The following is a 16,935-nucleotide window of genomic DNA, read 5'->3' on the forward strand; positions in this document are numbered from 1 at the left end:
CTCAGGGCTGGAGCCGCTCCACCCGCCACGCGCCCGCCACGTCGAGCCCGCCGTCGGCGACCCGCGTCCAGCGGAAGCGGTCGTGCAGCCGGTTGCTCCGACCGGCCCACGCCTCGACCTCGTCGCAGACGATCCGCCAGCCGCCCCAGAAGTCGGGGCGCGGCACGTCCTGACCGGCGAAGCGTTCCTCGACCTCGGCCCAGGCGCGCTCCAGCGGCTCGCGGCCCGCGATCGGCTGCGACTGGTGCGAGACCCACGCGCTCAGCTGCGACCCGCGCGGCCGCTCCGCGAAGTAGCGGTCGATCTCGGCCTCGGCCACGAGCTCGGCCCGCCCGCGGAAGCGGACCGCGCGGAACATCGCCGGCCAGGTGATCGTCGCGGCGATGCCCGGGGTCGCCTGCAGCTGCCGGCTCTTGGCCGACTCGAGGTTGGTGACGAAGCCCGGACCGCGGGCGTCGAGGAAGCGCATGAGCACCGTGCGCACGTCCGGCCGCCCCTGCTCGTCGACGGTCGCGACGGCGAAGGACAGCGGCTCCGGCACGTCGCCGCGGTCGGCCTGGCGGGCCCGTGCGGTGTCGATCCACGACGTCACGAGCGCGAAGGGAGCGCCCGGCACCTCTCCGTCGGCCAGCCCCTCCCCGGCGTAGTCGACGTGGTCCACCGTCGGTGGCGTGCGGGGGATCATGCCGTCGGGCGAGGCGCTCATGGCCGCCAGACTACGACGCCACAGGTTACGGATACGGCCGGTCTTGGTTAGGCCAAGAAAAGTGCTCACGGCATCGCAGGTTCCGTTTGGGGTCAGAATGCGGCGGGTTCGACTGCTGGTCGGGCGATTTCTGCCGGCTACGCTCCGCGCAGGATGAAGACGAGACGGTTGGAAGTCGACGCCCCTTTATAGGCGAAGACAATGCGGAAATCCCACACCGCGCCGTTCATTTGGAAAGCAACGCGGACGCCTCTCGGCCTAGAACGGGGTCCGAACGCAAAGACTCGACGAACGACCGGCCCCGCATACCGCCAATTCTGAGGATTGCCCCAACGAAGTGAACCCGAGACGCCCCATTGCCCTCATCTCGCACGAGAGCCTCCACGGCATCCATGTGCTCGGCGGCAGCGGCCACGGCCACGGCCAACGCCACGGCAACACCTTCCTTTGCGCCTCGACCCAAGGGCTTCTGGTACACGGCTCGCAACCTATCCCAGTAGACCGATGCAGGGATCACAGCCAGGGCTCTAGCGATCCCCTCCCGGACACGATCTGGGTACACGTCCCGCTCGAGATGCGCCATCAAGACGGCTAACGCCTCTGGGTACGGCTCCGAAGTGTTCACCAAGTCCCACACCGAATCCACACAGACGCCCTCGCGACGCAGATCCTCGACGAGTGGTTGCTCAGCTTCGCGCCAACGTCGAACCCGTTGCTCAAGTTCAGCTTCACCCGAAGCCCGCCCAGCCCGAAACGCGGGATCCTGCTCGAGGAGGTCCATGAGTTGCTTGGCGGTCAAGCCGCCTTCTGGAAAGTCGTCCTCGCTGATCACGGAATAAACCTCAGATTGATTTCTCTGCGCGCAACCGCCGCAAGCAGCGGACCCCCACACCCGAGCCAGACGCCCCCGCCGGCACCACCCCCACAACGACAGCGACCACCACAACCACAGCCACCAACCAACGCCGCACCACCACAGGCCTCCCCAGGCACACGCCGTCGATCCCCCGAATGATTCACGATCGGCGAGCCACATCTTGGCAGACAAAGCGACCTGAGATGGTCTCGGCGCGAAGGCGGGCTGGAACGACGCCACGAATTCATGCGTGCGCTTCCTACGCCGGGTTTGGTCGGGTTCGCATACGGCACGACGACGATCGCCACCTGCGGCGGTAACCTGCCCGGGACCGTCGTCCGCCCGTCATGTGGAGTCCTTCATGCGTCCTGCCGCCCCGCGGCGCGCCCGCCGTCAGCGCGGCCGGTGGCGCGACCTCGTGAGCACGGACCTCGACCTGATGGGCCGCTCCTACCGCCCGGCGCTCGACGGCTACCGCGGGCTCTTCATCGTGCTCGTCATGCTCTACCACTTCGGGGTCACCCAGCTCGCTGGCGGGTGGGTGGGCATCAACCACTTCTTCACCTTCTCCGGCTTCCTCATCGGGGGCATGCTCATCAAGGAGTGGCAGCGTCGGGGCCGGATCGACGCGGTGCGCTTCTACCTGCGACGCGCTCGGCGCCTCGTCCCCGCACTGGTCCTGCTCGTCATCGCCGTCCTGGCGCACACCCTGCTCGTCGACCAGGGCGACCGACCCCAGACGGCAGGTGACGCCTTCGCCAGCCTGACCTTCTGGCAGAACTGGCGCCTGATCGCCCGCGACGACCAGTACTTCGACGTGCTCGTCGAGCCCAGCCCGCTGCGACACGTGTGGACGCTCGGCGTGGAGGAGCAGTTCTACCTCCTCGCCCCCTTCGTCGTCGCAGCCGTCCTCGTGGTCCGCCGCCGCTGGGCACGCACCGCGATCGTCCTCGGGCTCGCCGTGCTCAGCGCCGCGTGGACCGCCGTGCTCGCCGACAGCGGCGCCACCGGCTCACGCCTCTACTACGGAACCGACGTGCGCGCCCAGGCCATCCTCGTCGGGCTGGCGGTCGCCATGCTCCTTACCCCCGACCGGCGCGGCGACGCACCGCGACTGAGCCGGTCCGCCGCCGAGGTGGTCGGCTGGGGCGGCACCGTGCTGTCGGTCTCGGCCTTCTTCGTCCTCGACGAGACGGGCCGGTGGGTCTTCGAGCGTGGCGGCATGCTGGTCTTCGCCGTCATGGCGGCGTGCATGGGCGCCTCCGCGCTCGACCCGCGCCCCCTGCGGATCAACCGGATCGTCAGCTGGTCCCCACTGGTCCACCTCGGCCAGATCTCCTACGGCCTCTACCTCTTCCACTGGCCCATCTCCCTCTGGCTGCCGTTGGACGGGCTGCCCCTCGTCATCGCCATCGCCATCAAGCTCGCCCTGGCCTGGGTCTGCGCCGTCGCGTCCTACCGGCTCGTCGAGCTGCCCGTGATGATCGGCGGCTTCGGCGCGCTCGTGCCCCGCGGGCTGGGACGACGAGCTCGCCAGTGGGCGGCTCCTGCGCTCGTCGCCGCCGTCGCCGCGCTCGCCTACGCCCTGAGCACCGTGTGGTCCCCGCTCGTCGACGGCGACTGGGACGGCCGCCCCCTCGCGGCCGCAGCCGACTACGACCCACCCTCCGGGGACCTGCGGGTCTCGGTCGTCGGCAGCTCCATCGCCCAGTCGATCCGCGACGGCTTCGTGGGACGCGACTACCCGGGGCTCGACGTCAGCGGCCACACCCGCCGCGGCTCCTGCAACCCGGTGCCGATCACCTTCAAGTACCTGGGTGGGGGCGAGGTCGAGGAGGACCAGACCTGTGCCGCCTGGCGCGAGCGCTGGCCCGACGAGGTGCGCGGGGCAGGATCGCAGATCGTCCTGTCCCCCATCGAGACCGCACTCACGCAGCCGATCGTCCGCGACGGACGCACGGTCCGGCCCGGCACCGAGGCGCACGACCGCGAGGTCCGCCGCGCCCTGGACGCCCTGCTCGAGCAGACCCGCCGCTCCGGCGCCCGACAGCTGCAGCTGGTCAACGCCACCTGCCACGACGACCCGGCCACGACCCGCGACGGTGAGCAGCTCGGGGCCGTGAAGATCGACCCGACGGCCACCAACGAGATCGTGACCCGGTGGGCCAAGGAGGTCCAGGAGCAGCGCAGCGAGGTCTCGGTCGCCGTCCTCGACCTCAACTCCGCGGTCTGCGCCCAGGGCTATCGCGCGCAGATCAACGGCGCCGACCTCTACGCCGACCGGGTCCACTTCTCCCGGCAGGGCGCGCAGCTCGTCTGGACCTGGCTGGCCCCCGAGATCACCACGGCCTGGAACTTCAGGGACGCCTGAGGCGCACGTCCGGTGACCTCACCGATCGGCGAAGTTGGCGCTCACCTGACCCAGGAGCCACTTCCACAGGGTGGGCGTCACCTCGGGTGAGTAGTGCTGGAAGTCGTTGTACAGCTGCATCCCCGCGACCTCGTCGGTGAACCCCTCGGCACACAGAGCACCGTCCAGGTCGATGACCTCGACGTCGTCGTGGGTGTCGGCCCACCGGTCGATGAGCCGGTTGATGACCTTGGGATCCTTGAACTCGGCGACCTTCTCCGGCTCGTCCTCGAGGCCGGCACGGATCTCGTCGGGGATGTCGTCGGGCACGACCCGGCACGGCACGTTGACCACCTGCACCTGCTCGACGCCGGCGCCCACCGCCTGCGAGCGCAGCTGCTCCAGCTTGTCCGTGATGACCCGACGGAAGGCCGGGTCGTCCAGCCACAGGCGCTCGCCGTCGACGAGGTGGGGCATGGCCGTCAGCGGTGAGGCGAAGATGACGAAGACCTCGTCGCCGTTGGCAGCCAACGTGTCCGGCCACTCCTTCTTCAGGTCGGCGCACCACGGCTCGGTCTCCTTGCGCAGGCCGGCCGCGTAGCTGATGGGCTCGTCAAGCAGGTCGCACCCCTCGCCGGCGAGGTTGTCGACGCGCACGCCGGGGAAGGTCGCGGCGGGCAGCCGCTGCACGAGGTAGTAGGGCACCGAGTCGCCGTGGACCGCGATGCGCGCCGGCGCGTCCGGTCGGTAGCCGGGCTGGCCCTCGACGAGGTCGGGCACGGACTGCAGGCTCGGTGCCGACTCGGCCGTGACGTCCGCCTGCGGCGGCGGGGCGGTGCGCACGAGGCCGAAGGCGGCGACCGCGATCACGACGACCGGGGTCAGGGCCAGCAGCAGCGGCCTGCGGGTCCGCGGCAGCAGGCCCCGGACGCCCTTGGCGAGGACCGGGACCTCCAGGTAGCGGTAGCACAGGTCGGCGACGACGAAGGTCGCCACCATGCACAGCACGAAGAGCAGCGGCCCCGACCCCACGACCCCGGAGAGGGCGACGAAGATCGGCCAGTGCCACAGGTAGAGCCCGTAGGTGCGACGTCCGGCCCAGGCGAAGGGGGCGAAGGAGAAGAAGGACTGGACCGCGGAGCGCTGCCGGTCGGCGCAGGCGAGGACGATGCCCGCGCCCGCCAGGCCGAAGAGGAGCTGACCCGGACCGCTGAACATCCACGGGGTGAAGGGGGTGACGAACCAGAAGCACGAGATCGAGCCGACGAGACCCGCGACGCCGAGCACCTCGAGCCCCCGACGCGGGATGCGCCACGGGCCCCGCCCGGATCGTCGCGGTGCCCGCCAGGCACCGAGCGCGGCGCCGAGGAAGAGCGACTGGGCGCGGGCGTCGGTGCCGTAGTAGACGCGGCCGTGGTCCGCCTGCTCCGGGAACCCCAGGTGCCAGGTCCACAGCACGGACGCGAGGCAGCCGACCACGAGAGCCGCGACGACCACCCACCGTCGACGACGACCCGCGAGCGCGAAGAGGGCGATGACGAGCAGCGGGACGACGAGGTAGAACTGCTCCTCGATGGCCAGGGTCCAGGCGTGCTGGAGCGGCGAGGCCGCGCCCTGGTCACCGAAGTACTCGTCGCCCTGCGCGATGAGGCGCCAGTTCATGACGTAGCCGAGGGTCGCGAGGATGTCTCCCCCGATGCGGCGACGCTGTCCCCCTTCGGCGAAGAGGGCCCCGTAGACGGCCACGAAGGCCAGCACGGCGACCAGTGCCGGCAGCAGGCGACGGATGCGCCGCCGGTAGAAGCCCATGATGTCGATGTCGCCGTGGCGCTCGTACTCCTGCACGAGCAGCCGGACGATGAGGAAGCCGGAGAAGATGAAGAAGTGGTTGATGACCACCCACATGCCGGCGAGCTGCGAGAGGCCGAAGTGGTAGGCGAGCAGGGCCACCACGAAGACCCCACGGGCACCGTCGAGTGCCGGGCTGTACTGCCGGCCTGCCTGCGCCATCGCATCCCCCGTCGCTCCGTCGTCGACGGGCATGCTACTGGGCGCCCACACGTGAGCGAGCCGCTGCCCGCGTGCAAGACTGGGCGCCGAGCACCGCAGCACCGGAACGAAAAGAGGCAGATCATGTCCGACACCGAGGTCAAGCACGGTCTGGAGGGCGTCGTCGCCTTCGAGTCGGAGATCGCCGAGCCGGACAAGGCCGGGGGCAACCTGCGCTATCGCGGCGTGGACATCAACGACCTCGTCGGCAAGGTCTCCTTCGGGCGCGTCTGGGGGCTGCTCGTCGACGACAGCTTCGACCCGGGCCTGCCGCCCGCCGAGCCCTTCCCCCTGCCGGTGCACAGCGGCGACATCCGCGTCGACGTCCAGTCGGCCCTGGCGCAGCTCGCGCCCCTGTGGGGCTTCAAGCCGCTCCTCGACATCGACGACACCCAGGTCCGCGACGACCTGGCCCGAGCCTCGGTCATGGCGCTGTCCTTCATCGCCCAGTCCGCGCACGGGCAGAACTCCGCGATGGTCCCGCAGGCGCGCGTCGACGAGGGCAAGAACATCGTCGAGCGCTTCATGATCCGCTGGCGCGGCGAGCCCGACCCCAAGCACGTCGAGGCCATCGACGCCTACTTCATCTCCGCGGCCGAGCACGGCATGAACGCCTCGACCTTCACCGCCCGCGTCATCGCCTCGACCGGCGCCGACGTCGCCGCCTGCCTCTCCGGCGCGGTCGGCGCGATGTCCGGCCCGCTCCACGGCGGCGCGCCCTCGCGTGCGCAGCACATGATCGAGGGCGTCGAGCGCACCGGCGACGCGACGAAGTACGTCAAGGACGCGCTCGACCGCAAGGAGCGCCTCATGGGCTTCGGTCACCGCGTCTACCGCGCCTACGACCCGCGCGCGGCCGTCCTGCGCGACACCTGCAAGCGCCTCGGCGCCCCGCGCTACGAGGTCGCTCTCGAGCTGGAAAAGGCGGCCATCGCCGAGCTCGCCGACCGCTACCCCGAGCGCAAGATGGAGACCAACGTCGACTACTGGGCGGCGGTCCTGCTCGACTTCGCGGACGTCCCCGGCGAGATGATGACGCCGCTCTTCGTCTGCGCCCGTACCGCCGGCTGGGCAGCGCACGTCCTCGAGCAGAAGCGCACCGGCCGCCTCATCCGCCCGAGCAGCAACTACGTCGGTCACGGCCCCCGGGCGATCTCCGACGTCGCGGGCTACGACCAGCTGCCCTCGGTCTGATGCGCACGGCCGCGATCGCCCTCACCGCCACGACCGCCCTCGCCCTGTCGGCGTGCGGCGGCGACGGCGGGCCGGGGCCGACGGCCGGGGCCGGCGACGACTCCGTCTCCAACTCATCGACACCCACCCCCGGCGGCGACAAGGGCAGCACCCCCGGCGGATCGAGCACGAGCTCGCCCCGCTCGACGAGCAGCGGCTCCGACGAGCCGACGCTGTCCAACTCCACCAAGAGCTCGTCGGCTGCGGCGTCGAGCTCCACCTCGACGGACACCGGCAAGCCCTTCGACGCCCAGGAGTTCGCCGACCGGCTCGAGGCCGCCGTGGACGCCAACCCGACGGTCAAGATCGACGTGCGCTTCGGGCCCGACGCCACGGCGAGCGGCTACCAGGACCTCGCCGACGACGCCCTCGAGATGGACGTCGATGCGGGCGGCCAGCAGATGACCTACCGACTCGTCGACGGGCAGTACTACCTGGCCCAGCCGCCCAAGTGGTTCGAGGTGACCGAGGACTCGACCAACCCGCTCGTCAAGCGGGCCCTGGAGCAGACGGCCCTGCTGAGCATGCGGACCCAGCTCGACGCCTTCATCGCGGGCGTCGAGTCGGCCGGCGACAAGGGGGACGAGCAGGTCGACGGCGTGCGTACGCGGCACTACACGGCCACCGTGCGTACCGCGGACGTGCGCAAGGAGCTCGGCTTGGAGGCCGACCCCGACGCCCCGCCGACGATGACCTACGACGTGTGGCTCGACGAGGACGACCTCATCCGCAAGATGTCCTTCACCCAGGGTGGGGCCGATGCGGTCCTCACCGCCTCCGAGTGGGGCGAGCCGGTCTCGATCACCAAGCCCAAGTCCTCCGAGCTCGCCGAGGTCCCATGACCGACATCACCATCCCCGAGACGCTGCGCCCCCGTGACGGCCGCTTCGGCTCGGGTCCCTCCCTCGTGCGCGCCGAGCAGGTCGACTACCTCCGCTCGATCGCCCGCGACGTCATCGGCACCTCGCACCGCCAGGCACCGGTCCGGGGTCTCGTCCACGAGCTGCGCGAGGGTCTGGCGACGCTCTTCGGTGCCCCCGAGGGCTACGAGGTCGTCCTCGGCAACGGCGGGTCGACCGCCTTCTGGGACATCGCGGCCCTCGGCCTGATCCGCGAGCGGGCGCAGCACTGCGTCTTCGGCGAGTTCTCCGGCAAGTTCGCCGCCGTCACGCGACGCGCTCCCTTCCTCGCCGAGCCCGATGTGCGCTCGGCCGAGCCGGGCGGGCTGAGCCGACCCGAGGCGGTCGCCGGCGTCGACGCCTACGCCTGGCCGCACAACGAGACCTCCACCGGCGTCATGGCACCCGTCGAGCGCCCGGCCGGCACCGACGACGACGCGCTCGTCCTCGTCGACGCCACCTCCGGCGCGGGCGGCCTGCCCGTCGACATCGCGCAGACCGACGCCTACTACTTCGCGCCGCAGAAGTCCTTCGCCTCCGACGGCGGCATCTGGTTCGCCATCATGAGCCCCGCGGCCCTGACCCGCGCCGAGGAGGTCGCCGCGACCGACCGGTGGATCCCCGACTTCCTCTCGCTGACCGCCGCGATCGACAACTCGCGCAAGGACCAGACGCTCAACACCCCGGCCGTCGCGACGCTCGCCCTCATGGCCGAGCAGGTCCGCTGGATGCTCACCTCGGGCGGACTCGGCTTCACGACCGCCCGCACGGCCGAGTCCTCCTCGCGGATCCACGAGTGGGCGACGAAGGGAGAACACACCAGCCTCTTCGTCACCGACCCCGCGGCCCGCTCGCAGGTCGTCACCACGGTCGACTTCGACGACGAGGTCGATGCCGCGGCGATCGCGACCGCCTTGCGCCGCAACGGCATCGTCGACGTCGAGCCCTACCGCAAGCTCGGCCGCAACCAGCTGCGCATCGCGACCTTCCCCGCCGTCGACCCCGACGACGTCTCCGCACTGCTCGCCTGCATCGACCACGTGCTGGAGCGGCTCTGACCGCTCGGGTGCGCGCCCGGCACGTCGGGCTGCTCGCCGCCGGCGGCGTGGGCGCGTGGACGCTCGGGTGGCGGCTCGACGCCCTCCACCTGCGCGGTGACGAGCTCTACTACCGCCAGGCCGCCCTCGACATGCTCGAGGGGCAGTGGCTCACCAATGCGCAGCACCCGCCGCTGGCCAAGCAGCTCATGGCCCTCACCCACCTCGGGCTCGGCGACACGGTCGTCGCCGACCGCCTGCCCGCAGCGCTCGCCGCGTGGGTCACCGGGCTCCTCCTCGCCCTCCTCGTGTGGCAGGTCGGGCGCCCCGGCCGGTGGACCGCCCTCGTCGGCATCGCCACGGCGCTGCTGTGGTGGACCCTCCCCTGGGCTCCCGGGCGCACCGCCACCCTCGAGTCGGTGATGACCTGCGGGCTCGTCGCCGCCCAGCTCGCCTGGACCCTCACGGTCACCCGGCGCGACCCGCGCTGGCTCCTCGTCGGTGGCGCCCTCGCCGGGCTGGCCGCCGCGGCCAAGCTCACCGGCGCCCTCGCCCTCGTCGGCCTGCTCCCGGCAGCGCTGCTCCTGCTGCGGCACCGCCCCGCGCGCACCGTCGTCCCCCTCGCCGCCGCGGCACTGGTCGCGGCCGGGGTGACCTGGGTCTTCCCCTTCGTCCCGATGGAGGGCGAGGCGCTGCGGGCGATGACCACGCCGGTGACCTTCCAGCTCGGCCACGCCGAGGCGGGGCACACCGTCGTCGTCGCGGGGCAGACCCACCACCACGCGCCATGGTGGACCTCGCTGTGGTTCGCGCTTCAACGGCTCGGGCCGCTCGCGGCTGCCGGGCTCGTCCTCGGTGCCCTCGTCGGGTTGGCCCGGCACGGGGCGCGGCTCGCGCCCGTCGCCACGACCCTGCTCGGTCTCGTCGTCGCGATGAGCCTCTCCCCCGTGCAGCTCGGCCACTACCAGTACGTCTGGTGGCCGCTGCTCCTCGCGCTCGCGGGGTGTGCGCTGGCGCCGAGCCACCGGGCCACCCGGCGTGGACCCGCCGGGCGGTGGGCCGGGCCCGTGGCGTCGGGCGGGGCCGCGCTCGCCCTCCTGCCCGCCGTCGTCCTCGCCGCTGACCACGTCGGCGCCGTGGCCCGCACCGAGCCCAGCGGGCTCACCCTCGCCCCGGACGTGCTCGCGCGCGAGGTGCCCGAGGGGACGACGATCACGATCTGGTCCGACCCTTGGCCGACGCAGGTCGCGCTGCCGGGCCGCCGGCTGACGACGACGATGCCGGGCAGCCTGGCGCCCCGGGCCCTGCTCGTCGACCGCTCCTATGCCGCCCGCTCGGACGCCATGGACCCGCACCTGTGGCGGGCCTGCCGTCCGGTGCCCTACTCCGAGCACCGGGTCGGCGACCTCGTGCTCTTCGTCCGGCAGGCCGACCCGCACCCGGCCTTCGTGCCGGACCCGGGCTGCGGCCCCCTTCGCCCGGCAGCGTCCGGGGGCGCGAGTCGGCCTACAGCGCCGCGATGATCGCGACGAGGACGAGGGAGGCGAGTACGACCCACGTCATGACCCGGCGGAAGCGCGGGGTCATCGGGCGGCCTGCGGCACGTCGTGGGTCGGCGCGGAGGAGACCCGCACCCGGGGTCGGCGTTGGCTGGAGTAGGTCACCTCGACATTCTCGTGCCGACCGAGCCAGATCGAGACTCCGACGAGCGTGATCCCGACCGCGGCGGCCCCGATGCCGATCGTCCAGCGCGGGCCGAGGACGTCGCCGACCCAGCCGATGATCGGCGCGCCGAGCGGTGTCCCGCCGAAGAAGATCGCCATGTAGAGGGCCATGACGCGGCCGCGCATCATCGGGTCGGTGCGCATCTGGACCATGGCATTGGCCGTCGTCATCGCCGTCAGAGCGGTCAGGCCGCACGCCGCGAGCGCCACCGCGAAGCTCGCGTAGGTCGGGGCGATCGCGGTCCCGGCCGCGGCGAAGGTGAAGCCGACGAGCGAGAGCAGCAGCACCCGCAGCCGCGGCTCGCTGCGCCGGGCGGCGAGCAGCGCGGCGCTCAGCGAGCCGACCGCCATGATCGAGCCGAGCAGGCCGTAGCCCTCGGCGCCCCGCCCGAAGACCTGGGTGGCCATGAGCGCGATGGTGATCTGGAAGTTCATGCCGAAGGTGCCCAGGACGAAGATCAGCACCATGACGAGGATGATGTCGGGCCGGCCGCGCACGTAGCGCAGGCCCTCGCGGGCCGAGCCGCGGCCGGTCACGCGCGGGGCCGGGGTCAGCTCGCTCGCCCGCAGAGCGAGCAGCGCGACGATGACCGTGACGAAGGACAGCGAGTTGACGAGCAGCGCCTGGCCCGAGCCGATGCCCGCGATGACGAGACCGGCGACCGCCGGGCCGATGAGCCGGCCGAGGTTGAAGGAGGCGCTGTTGAGGGCGACCGCATTGCTCAGCCGCTCGCGCGGCACCATCTCGGAGACGAAGGTCTGCCGCGCCGGGTTGTCGAAGGCCGTGGCGACGCCGGTCATGAGCGCCAGCAGGTAGAAGTGCCACAGCTGCGCCGCCCCGGTGACGACGAGAACACCGCCGACGAGCGCGGTCAGGCCGAGCACCGCCTGGGTGAGCAGCAGCAGCGAGCGCTTGGGGAAGCGGTCGACGACCGCGCCGGTCCACGGCGCGAGGAGCAGCATCGGGAGGAACTGCAGGCCGGTGACGATGCCCAGCGCGCTCGCCGAGTGATCGGTGAGCTCGGTGAGCACGACCCAGTCCTGGGCGACGCGGCCCATCCAGGTGCCGACGTTGGAGACGATCGCGCCCAGGGCGTAGATGCGGTAGTTGCGGATCGAGAGGGAGGCGAAGGTGGGGCTCATCGGGCGGCGATCCGCTGCAGCAGGTCGGTGGCGGCCCGCAGGGTCGCCTGCTCGTCGCCGGTGAGCTCGGCGACCCGCTCGGTCATCCACTTGTCTCGGCGGCGGCGGGTGAGCGTCAGCGTGGCGCGCCCCTCGGCGGTGAGCTCGACGAGCACCCGGCGCCCGTCCTGCGGGTCGTCGTGCCGCTCGACGAGGCCGTCGTCGGCGAGGCAGCCGACCGTGCGGGTCATGCTCGGGGCCGAGACCTTTTCGACGTCGGCCAGGGCGCGCGGGGTGAGCGGCCCGTCCTCGAGCCGCGACAGGACCGAGAACTGGTGCGGCGCAATGGCGTCGGTGCTCTCGAAGCGGACCCGCCGACTGATCCGCATGCACGCGAGGCGCAGGTCCTCGCTCAGGCTGCTGATGGCCTCGTGGCCCACCTCGTCACCGGACACGGATCTCCCTTCGCTCGCCAGAACACGTTAGCACAACTCATTACCTGTGCTAACTAATCCCACCTGTCCCGGGATTCTCGGGTGACCCGGAAAACCCCCGCTTCGCAAGGGTTTGGAACCCTTGCGAAGCGGGGGTAAGTCCTGCGAAGTGGGAGGGGCCCGTCACTCGACGCCGAGGATCCCCTTGATCGGGTCGATGCCGAAGTAGAGGACGAAGAGCACGCCGACGAGCCACATGAGCGGGTGGATCGTCGCGGCCTTGCCACGCACCACCTTGATGAAGACATAGCTGACGAAGCCGGCGCCGATGCCCGCGGTGATCGAGTAGGTGAAGGGCATGAGGATGATCGTCAGGAAGGCCGGGATGGCGATCTCCAGGTCGTCCCAGTCGATCTCCTTGACCTGCTGCATCATGAGGAAGCCCACGAGCACGAGCGCCGGGGTCGCGGCCTCGTAGGGCACGACGGCGACGAGCGGCGACAGGAAGGTCGTCAGCAGGAAGAGCACGCCGGTGACCACCGAGGCCAGACCCGTGCGCGCGCCCTCGCCGACACCCGAGGCGGACTCGATGTAGCTCGTGTTGGAGCTGACCGAGGCGGCACCACCAGCGACCGCGGCGAGCGAGTCGACGACGAGGATCTTCTGGCTGTTGGGCGGGTTGCCCTCCTCGTCGAGCAGGTCGCCCTCGGCGCCGACAGCGACCATCGTGCCCATCGTGTCGAAGAAGTCGGCAAGCAGGATCGTGAAGACGAGCAGCGCCGCGGAGACGATGCCGATCTTGTCGAAGGAGCCGAGGAGGTTGAAGTCGCCGAGGAGGCCGAAGTCCGGGGTCGCGACGAGCGAGCTCGGCAGGCTCGGGACGTTGAGCCCCCAGCCGGTCGGGTTGACCAGCTCGCCGGCCTCGTTGGTCTGGCCGCCGATGTCGAAGACCGCCTCGACGACCATCGCGAGGATCGTCGTGCCGAGGATGCCGTAGAGGATCGCGCCCTTCACCCCGCGCACGTGCAGCGTGATGATGATGAAGAGGCCGATGACGAAGACGAGCAGCGGCCAGCCGGCGAGGAAGCCGCCGACCCCGAGCTCACCCAGCGGGCCGCCCTCGGCCTTGCGCACGAAGCCGGCGTCGACGAGACCGACGACGGTGATGAAGAGGCCGATGCCGACGCTGATCGCCGTCTTGAGCGGCGGCGGCACGGCGTGCAGCACCGCCTTGCGGAAGCCGGTGAGCACGAGCAGCAGGATGATCAGGCCCTCGAGGACGATCAGGCCCATCGCGTCGGCCCAGGTCATCTCGGGCAGCTTGGCGATGCCGAAGGCGACGAAGGCGTTGAGCCCCAGGCCGGCCGCGAGCGCCAGCGGATAGTTGGCGACGACACCCATGAGGAGGGTCATCACGCCGGCGACGAGCGCGGTGCAGGCCGCGACCATCGCGAGGTTGGGCCCGTCACCGCCGCCGAGGAAGCCTCCGGTCGAGTCCTCCTGGGTGCCGATGATCAGCGGGTTGAGGACGACGATGTAGGCCATGGTGAAGAAGGTGGCGAACCCACCACGGACCTCGCGGCTGACGGACGAGCCGCGTTCGGTGATCTTGAAGTACCGCTCGAGAGCGGAGCCCTCCGTCGACGGGCGGGCAGCAGGGGTGCTCATGGGCCGACATCGTATTGCCGTGGCGGCCGTGCTCCTGCATCCGATCCCCCTGCCCCGCACCTACGCTGGGGCCATGACCCGGATCGTCCTCGTGGGCTCGCTGCTGTGGCTGCTCGCCCTCGTCGCGACCCTCGTCGTGCCCGGTTGGCACACCGGCGACCGGTCGTGGTGGCCGTGGACGTGCGTCACCGGCCTCACCCTGGGGTTGCTCGGCTGGGGCTACCTGCGCCGCGGCCGCGGCAATGCCGAGCAGGCCTAGGGCCGAGCAGGCCTAGAGGACCTCGAGCACCTCGTCGTCGAGGATCGGCTCGCCGACCTTCTCCGGCTCGGGGGCGTCCATGTCGATCTCGGAGTGGGCGCCACAGCCGTGGTCGCGGCTGACGACGCCGCCGTCGCTCGGGCTCCACTCGTTGGCGCAGACGCCGAAGACCGAGCGCAGGGCGCCCGCCATCGGGATGAAGTAGCCGCACCCCGCGCAGCGCGCGGGAGCCTTGGTCGCGACCTCGGCGGTCGGACCGTGGGCGCCGTCGTACCAACGCTGAGCGGCCCGGTCGCGGCCCTCGGCGGACAGCACCCGCGGGCGCCCGAGACCGAGCTCCCACAGGGCCACCGCGTCGACGTCCTCGTCGCCCGTGGCCTCGAAGCCGGCCTCGAGGTTGGGGTCGTCGTCGATCTTGGGCGTGACGTCGCCGGGGCCGACGTCGCCGGGGGCGAGCCGGTCAGCCCACGGCAGCCACTCCGGCGAGAGGATCGCGTCGTCGCCGGGCAGCAGCTGGGTCTCGCAGACGGTCGCCGTCTTGGCGCGCGGGGCGCGGGTGACCGTCACCGCCCACGCCCACCCGCCGTAGCCGGGCAGGGTCGCGGCGAACCAGTGAGTGCCGAGCCGCTCGCCGTCGAGGGTGAAGCCGACGTGCTCGCCGACGCCCTCCCCCTTCGTCGCCTCGAGCAGCTCGCGACGGGCCGGCTCGACCGCGGCCGCGAGCACGGCATCGGACTTGGCGCGTGCCATCTCAGCCCTCCAGGTCGTCGGCGACGCGGCGCAGGACCTGCGCGACCTTGGCGCCCTGCGCCTTGTCGGGGTAGCGACCACGGCGCAGGCCGTTGCCGATGCCGTCGAGGAGCTTGATGACGTCCTCGACGATCGCGGCCATGTCCTCGGCGCCCTTGCGGTCGCGCTGGCGCAGGTTGGAGGTGACGCTCGGCGGGGTGTCGAGGACCTTGACCGCCAGAGCTTGGGCGCCGCGGCGGCCCTCGACGATGCCGTAGTCCACGCGGGTACCGCCCTTGAGCGTCGTCGTGCCCTCGGGCAGGGCATTGGCGTGGAGGAAGATGTCCGCGCCGTCGTCCCCGGAGATGAAGCCGAAGCCCTTCTCCGCGTCGTACCACTTGACCTTGCCAGTGGGCACCGTGCACCTCTTGCTCGCATACGAAAGTGTGTGGGCGCACCGGATCGTGCACCGCCCCCAAGGCTAACCCGAGCAGGCCGAAACGCAGTGGTCGGCCGTCGGTGCCGTGGGGCAGCATTGCCCCTCGTGACCACGCTGCCCAAGGACCTCCCCGCCGACGAGATCGGGTCGGGTCTGGCCGGCTTCTGGCGGGCGCTGCCGCGCGAAGGGAGGTTCCTCCTCTCGACCGTCGCCGTCCAGCACCTCGGGCGGGGCATGACCTTGCCCTTCACGGTCATCTACCTGCACGAGGTGCGCGGCTTCTCCCTCGACACCGCGGGCTCGATCATGGCCCTGCTCGCGCTGGTGGCCGCCCTGGCCGCGGCGCCGATGGGCGCCCTCACCGACCTCCTCGGCGCCCGGTGGATGCTCATCGTCGCCGGCGTGTGCCAGAGCCTCGGGGCGGTCGCGCTCGCCTTCGCGACGAGCCTGCCGATCGCGGTCCTCGGCGCGGTGCTCATGGGCCTGTCGCAGAGCATCGGCTGGTCGGCGTCCAACACCTTCATCTCCGCGCTGGTGCGAGGGCCCTTGCGGCAGAGGTACTTCGGGGTCAACTTCGCCCTGCTCAACCTCGGCATCGGCGCGGGCGGGCTCATCGCCGGGGCCTTCGTCGACGTCGCCCGGCCGGTGACCTTCGAGACGATCTTCCTCGTCGACGCCGTCCTCGTGCTCATCCCCGGCATCTGGCTGCTCGGCCCCCTTCGTCATGTGCACGCCCGCGCCGAGCACCCCGACGACGGCTCCGCCACCGCGAGCTACGCGACGGTCCTGCGGCTGCCCGGCATGCGGTGGGTGCTGCTGCTGGCGCTCGTCACGAGCTTCGTCGGCTACGGCCAGCTCGAGGCCGGCATCCCGGCCTTCGCGCACGGGGTGGCGCAGGTGAGCACCTCCGTCGTCGGGCTGGCCTTCGCGGCCAACACCGCCGTCATCGTCCTGCTGCAGTTCTGGGTGCTCCAGCGCATCGAGGGCCACCGGCGCACCCGCGTCGGCCTCGTCATGCTCGGCATCTGGGCGGTCGCGTGGCTCGCCCTCGGCCTGAGCGGCCAGCTCCCGGGGAGCCTCGCGGCGGCCGTGCTCGTCGTCGCCTTCCTCACCCTCTTCGGCCTCGGCGAGACCCTGCTGCAGCCGACGCTCCCCGCGATCACCAACGACATGGCGCCCGACCACCTGCGGGGCCGGGTCAACGCCGCCCAGTCCACGGCCTTCATGGCCGGCGGGGTGCTCGGGCCGCTCGTCGCCGGGGTGCTGCTCGAGCGCGACCTGTCGACGACCTTCGTCCTCGTCGTCGTCGCCGGGCTCGTCGTCACGGCCTGGCTCTTCCTGCGGCTGGAGCGGATCGTCAGCCCCGCGGTCAACGGACTCCCGGTGACCGCGACCGACGAGCCGTCCGTGCACTGAACTACCGTGGGTCG

The 16,935-nt window shown here is 71.5% G+C and carries 15 protein-coding genes; 7 read left to right on the plus strand and 8 right to left on the minus strand.

Annotated features, from left to right (window positions below):
- Position 1: 1 nt before the first annotated feature.
- Together pdxH and B9B60_RS10610 are read right to left on the minus strand one after the other, a co-directional pair.
- Entirely contained in the window at positions 2–706 is a 705-nt protein-coding gene (gene pdxH, locus B9B60_RS10605; protein WP_084451379.1) for a pyridoxamine 5'-phosphate oxidase, read from the minus strand.
- A gap of 226 nt (positions 707–932) precedes the next feature.
- Positions 933–1,538 carry a recombinase family protein gene (locus B9B60_RS10610; RefSeq protein ID WP_234993842.1) on the minus strand — a complete coding sequence of 202 codons (606 nt, stop codon included), beginning with the start codon at positions 1,536–1,538 and terminating at the stop codon, positions 933–935.
- Positions 1,539–1,923: 385 nt separating this feature from the next.
- Between B9B60_RS10610 and B9B60_RS10615 the strand changes: the two genes are divergently transcribed.
- Positions 1,924–3,933 (plus strand): acyltransferase family protein, encoded by a 2,010-nt coding sequence (locus tag B9B60_RS10615; RefSeq protein WP_143445543.1) that lies wholly within the window; start codon positions 1,924–1,926, stop codon positions 3,931–3,933.
- Positions 3,934–3,951: 18 nt separating this feature from the next.
- Here B9B60_RS10615 and B9B60_RS10620 read toward each other — a convergent pair whose 3' ends face one another.
- A complete protein-coding gene (locus B9B60_RS10620; RefSeq protein WP_159451193.1) occupies positions 3,952–5,922 on the minus strand; it encodes an acyltransferase family protein in 1,971 nt (656 codons plus the stop codon).
- A gap of 123 nt (positions 5,923–6,045) precedes the next feature.
- Here B9B60_RS10620 and B9B60_RS10625 point away from each other — a divergent pair, with 123 nt between their 5' ends.
- From B9B60_RS10625 to B9B60_RS10640, 4 genes are read left to right on the plus strand one after another with little or no spacing between them, the layout of a single operon-like run.
- Positions 6,046–7,155 carry a citrate synthase 2 gene (locus tag B9B60_RS10625; RefSeq protein ID WP_084451382.1) on the plus strand — a complete coding sequence of 370 codons (1,110 nt, stop codon included), beginning with the start codon at positions 6,046–6,048 and terminating at the stop codon, positions 7,153–7,155.
- Complete coding sequence (locus B9B60_RS10630; RefSeq protein ID WP_084451383.1) at positions 7,155–8,036, plus strand: LppX_LprAFG lipoprotein; 882 nt, start codon at positions 7,155–7,157, stop codon at positions 8,034–8,036. Before B9B60_RS10625 ends, B9B60_RS10630 begins: the two co-directional genes overlap by 1 nt.
- Positions 8,033–9,151 (plus strand): phosphoserine transaminase, encoded by a 1,119-nt coding sequence (serC, locus tag B9B60_RS10635; RefSeq protein ID WP_084451384.1) that lies wholly within the window; start codon positions 8,033–8,035, stop codon positions 9,149–9,151. Before B9B60_RS10630 ends, serC begins: the two co-directional genes overlap by 4 nt.
- 8 nt (positions 9,152–9,159) lie before the next feature.
- Positions 9,160–10,653 (plus strand): glycosyltransferase family 39 protein, encoded by a 1,494-nt coding sequence (locus B9B60_RS10640; RefSeq protein ID WP_084451385.1) that lies wholly within the window; start codon positions 9,160–9,162, stop codon positions 10,651–10,653.
- Positions 10,654–10,713: 60 nt separating this feature from the next.
- Here the strand turns inward: B9B60_RS10640 and B9B60_RS10645 are convergent, their stop codons facing one another.
- From B9B60_RS10645 to B9B60_RS10655, 3 genes are all read right to left on the minus strand, one after another.
- Positions 10,714–11,997 (minus strand): MFS transporter, encoded by a 1,284-nt coding sequence (locus B9B60_RS10645; protein ID WP_084451386.1) that lies wholly within the window; start codon positions 11,995–11,997, stop codon positions 10,714–10,716.
- Positions 11,994–12,431 (minus strand): MarR family winged helix-turn-helix transcriptional regulator, encoded by a 438-nt coding sequence (locus tag B9B60_RS10650; protein WP_223277735.1) that lies wholly within the window; start codon positions 12,429–12,431, stop codon positions 11,994–11,996. Before B9B60_RS10650 ends, B9B60_RS10645 begins: the two co-directional genes overlap by 4 nt.
- Positions 12,432–12,593: 162 nt before the next feature.
- Positions 12,594–14,078, minus strand: a complete 1,485-nt coding sequence (locus B9B60_RS10655) for an NCS2 family permease (protein WP_084451387.1) — start codon at positions 14,076–14,078, stop codon at positions 12,594–12,596.
- Here B9B60_RS10655 and B9B60_RS10660 point away from each other — a divergent pair.
- Positions 14,077–14,337, plus strand: coding sequence for a DUF2530 domain-containing protein (locus tag B9B60_RS10660; RefSeq protein WP_084451564.1), 261 nt, complete (start codon positions 14,077–14,079; stop codon positions 14,335–14,337). The two genes, B9B60_RS10655 and B9B60_RS10660, sit on opposite strands and share 2 nt — an antisense overlap.
- A gap of 12 nt (positions 14,338–14,349) precedes the next feature.
- Here the strand turns inward: B9B60_RS10660 and B9B60_RS10665 are convergent, their stop codons facing one another.
- Entirely contained in the window at positions 14,350–15,087 is a 738-nt protein-coding gene (locus tag B9B60_RS10665; RefSeq protein WP_084451388.1) for a DUF3027 domain-containing protein, read from the minus strand.
- A gap of 1 nt (position 15,088) precedes the next feature.
- Positions 15,089–15,484 (minus strand): cold-shock protein, encoded by a 396-nt coding sequence (locus tag B9B60_RS10670; protein ID WP_072623615.1) that lies wholly within the window; start codon positions 15,482–15,484, stop codon positions 15,089–15,091.
- 126 nt (positions 15,485–15,610) lie between these two features.
- On the opposite strand from B9B60_RS10670, the gene B9B60_RS10675 reads away from it, so the two are divergent.
- Positions 15,611–16,921: an MFS transporter gene (locus B9B60_RS10675; RefSeq protein ID WP_084451389.1), complete on the plus strand. Its 1,311-nt coding sequence runs from the start codon at positions 15,611–15,613 to the stop codon at positions 16,919–16,921.
- Positions 16,922–16,935: the final 14 nt, after the last annotated feature.

Source organism: Janibacter indicus (assembly GCF_900176385.1).
Classification (GTDB): domain Bacteria; phylum Actinomycetota; class Actinomycetes; order Actinomycetales; family Dermatophilaceae; genus Janibacter; species Janibacter indicus.

Bases quoted from the DNA above. Each gene is read 5' to 3' on its own strand.
- pdxH (WP_084451379.1), bottom strand. From the start codon at position 706: ATGAGCGCCTCGCCCGACGGCATGATCCCCCGCACGCCACCGACGGTG.
- B9B60_RS10615 (WP_143445543.1), top strand. From the start codon at position 1,924: ATGCGTCCTGCCGCCCCGCGGCGCGCCCGCCGTCAGCGCGGCCGGTGG.
- B9B60_RS10620 (WP_159451193.1), bottom strand. From the start codon at position 5,922: ATGGCGCAGGCAGGCCGGCAGTACAGCCCGGCACTCGACGGTGCCCGT.
- B9B60_RS10625 (WP_084451382.1), top strand. From the start codon at position 6,046: ATGTCCGACACCGAGGTCAAGCACGGTCTGGAGGGCGTCGTCGCCTTC.
- B9B60_RS10630 (WP_084451383.1), top strand. From the start codon at position 7,155: ATGCGCACGGCCGCGATCGCCCTCACCGCCACGACCGCCCTCGCCCTG.
- serC (WP_084451384.1), top strand. From the start codon at position 8,033: ATGACCGACATCACCATCCCCGAGACGCTGCGCCCCCGTGACGGCCGC.
- B9B60_RS10645 (WP_084451386.1), bottom strand. From the start codon at position 11,997: ATGAGCCCCACCTTCGCCTCCCTCTCGATCCGCAACTACCGCATCTAC.
- B9B60_RS10660 (WP_084451564.1), top strand. From the start codon at position 14,077: ATGGGCCGACATCGTATTGCCGTGGCGGCCGTGCTCCTGCATCCGATC.
- B9B60_RS10655 (WP_084451387.1), bottom strand. From the start codon at position 14,078: ATGAGCACCCCTGCTGCCCGCCCGTCGACGGAGGGCTCCGCTCTCGAG.
- B9B60_RS10665 (WP_084451388.1), bottom strand. From the start codon at position 15,087: ATGGCACGCGCCAAGTCCGATGCCGTGCTCGCGGCCGCGGTCGAGCCG.